Here is a 2,521-nt window from a genome sequence, read left to right on the forward strand (position 1 = left end):
ACTTGAAGCTTGGTGCCGTCTAGCAGAATCAACTAATATATTGGCCTTACATAATTTTGCAGTCGGACTAAGAATGCACAAGGTAGGCATTTGTAACTATGCCAAATATAAGTTGACCAGTGCCCGTATTGAGGCAGGAAATGTTTCTATTGGGATGATTAGGAGGCGAGCCAGAGGAGTAAGGGATACCGAATACTTCAAATTAAAAATAAGGCAAACATCAGTTCCAGCAACGCATTCTATCTTTTATCCAAAAATCAACCTCACATAACCGGAGAAGAGCCGAAAATATATGGGAAATATTTTTAGGCTAATGACTTCTGTGCGTACAAAGTGATCATATTTATCAGTGGTAACCTAATGTTAATAAGTGGTCGCAGTAAATGTTATTAGGTTACAGTGTTAGATGATAATGACTGGCAGTTCTGATGTAATTAGGTGGCACAACTAATGTAATTGACCACTTCACCTGCAACCTGATAGAAAATTATGGGGTTCTGATCGAAGATCAGGTTCGATTAATTTCATATGAGGTATATTTATATAGTGACGAGAATAAATGACGGTCTTTCTGACGGTTCATAATATTACAGGCATAAAAAAGCCCCTGTAAAACAGAGGCTTATCTATTAAATATGGCGGTGAGCGAGAGATTCGAACTCTCGAAAGGGATAAACCTTTACACGCTTTCCAGGCGTGCGCCTTCAGCCACTCGGCCAGCTCACCAGATTTTTACAGCGCTATGGTAAAAAAAAAGCCCTGCGAGTGCAAGGCTATTTTAGCTTAATTTGGTAAAAACAGCTTGAGTGCTGTTTATTTATTCATTATTTCAATAAATAATGAAATATCAGGAAATGCACTACGCATTTCCTTTTACTTTTAGCTTATTTTCAGCGGCAAAGTTAAGCATTCTATTTAAGGGAATAAGTGCTTTTTCGCCGAGACTCTCATCAACATGAATCTCTTTACCAATAGGGCTCACTAACGCATCATGAATCGATTTTAAGCCATTCATTGCCATCCAAGGACAATTAGCACAACTTCTACATGTTGCGCCATTACCGCCTGTTGGAGCTGCTACAAAGGTCTTTCCAGGATTAGCCTGTTCCATCTTATAGAAAATACCTTTATCAGTAGCAACGATAAAGTGCTGATTAGGCATTTCCTGACTAGCTTTAATTAACTGACTGGTTGAGCCGACGGCATCAGCCAATTCAATTACATTAGCCGGTGATTCCGGATGTACAAGTACAGCGGCATCAGGGTACTGTAATTTTAGATCTCGAAGTGCACTGGCCTTGAATTCATCATGCACAATACAGGCACCTTGCCACATAAGCATTTTGGCACCCGTTTCTTTTTCTATATATGCGCCTAGGTGGCGATCTGGCCCCCAGAGAATAGGCTTACCTTCACTCTCTAACATATCGACTATTTCTAGGGCGATGCTCGAGGTAACAACCCAATCTGCTCTCGCTTTAACTGCAGCAGATGTATTAGCGTAAACAACGACAGTATGATCTTGGTTCTCGTCACAAAAAGCTGAAAACTCATCAATAGGACAACCTAGATCGAGTGAGCATGTTGCTTCTAACTCAGGCATCAAGATGGTTTTCTCTGGCGTTAATATTTTGGCGGTTTCACCCATAAATTTAACGCCAGCAACAATTAACGTTTCTGCTGAATGCTGCTTACCAAAACGAGCCATTTCAAGGGAGTCGGCAACACAGCCTCCTGTTTCCTCAGCAAGCGCTTGAATTTCGGGGTCTGTGTAGTAATGTGCAACCAATACGGCATTTTTTTCAATTAAGAGTTTTTTAATTTTCTCAATATATTGTGCCTTTTCATTATTGTCTAATGGTTTTGGCTTGGCTGGAAATTGAAAATCAAAATCTACCGCGAAATTACTTACACTCATGAGTTCTCTCTAATTCAGGACATATTAAAACGCGACAATTATAAGTCAAAGCACAGCTAATGTGTAGTAGATAATGGCCTGTATGAGCGCTTCATTGAAGGGTAGAGGTCACCTATCCGCCAAGAGGTGCTAATAAGTTGTTTTAACGAGCTTAAATAAGTAAATTATAAAAGGAACTGCTATTTTTAAGTTGTCGGTAAGCGTTTCAATCAGTATGGGTTTACCGTGAAAGATTTGAATCTTCGAGCTAACTGGTTTAACGGTTAAAAGCCTTGGCTTTTTTTTCGATTCAACTTGGGGATATTTACAAGTTCTTAGGAGTGGTCGGCCGTGAAGGATTTGAATCTTCGAACTAACTGGTTTAACGGTTAAAAGCCTTGGCTTTAGTTTTAAGAAGAGTATTCGTTTTGATGGATTAGGGGTGGTCGGCCGTGAAGGATTTGAACCTTCGAGCTAACTGGTTTAACGGTTAAAAGCCTTGGCTTTTACTTTAACGGGAAATTTTGTTGAGTTCTTAGGAGTGGTCGGCCGTGAAGGATTTGAACCTTCGACAAATTGGTTAAAAGCCAACTGCTCTACCAACTGAGCTAACGGCCGTTCCTA

The 2,521-nt window shown here is 40.1% G+C and carries 2 protein-coding genes and 2 tRNA genes; 1 reads left to right on the forward strand and 3 read right to left on the reverse strand.

Features of this window, described 5'->3' with window-relative positions:
• The coding region (locus F580_RS0121395) for a transposase (protein ID WP_019026269.1) at positions 1 to 271 on the forward strand (271 nt) is incomplete at its 5' end.
• 365 nt (positions 272 to 636) lie between these two features.
• On the opposite strand, the gene F580_RS0121400 is transcribed toward F580_RS0121395, so the two are convergent.
• The 3 genes from F580_RS0121400 to F580_RS0121410 all read right to left on the reverse strand — a co-directional run bounded on the left by F580_RS0121400 (position 637) and on the right by F580_RS0121410 (position 2,515).
• A tRNA-Ser gene (locus tag F580_RS0121400) sits at positions 637 to 726 on the reverse strand.
• Positions 727 to 859: 133 nt separating this feature from the next.
• Positions 860 to 1,918 (reverse strand): quinolinate synthase NadA, encoded by a 1,059-nt coding sequence (nadA, locus tag F580_RS0121405; RefSeq protein WP_019029812.1) that lies wholly within the window; start codon positions 1,916 to 1,918, stop codon positions 860 to 862.
• Positions 1,919 to 2,439: 521 nt separating this feature from the next.
• Positions 2,440 to 2,515 (reverse strand) — tRNA-Lys (locus F580_RS0121410).
• Positions 2,516 to 2,521 lie beyond the last annotated feature (6 nt).

Origin of the sequence: Colwellia piezophila ATCC BAA-637 (assembly GCF_000378625.1) — a bacterium.
GTDB lineage: Bacteria > Pseudomonadota > Gammaproteobacteria > Enterobacterales > Alteromonadaceae > Colwellia > Colwellia piezophila.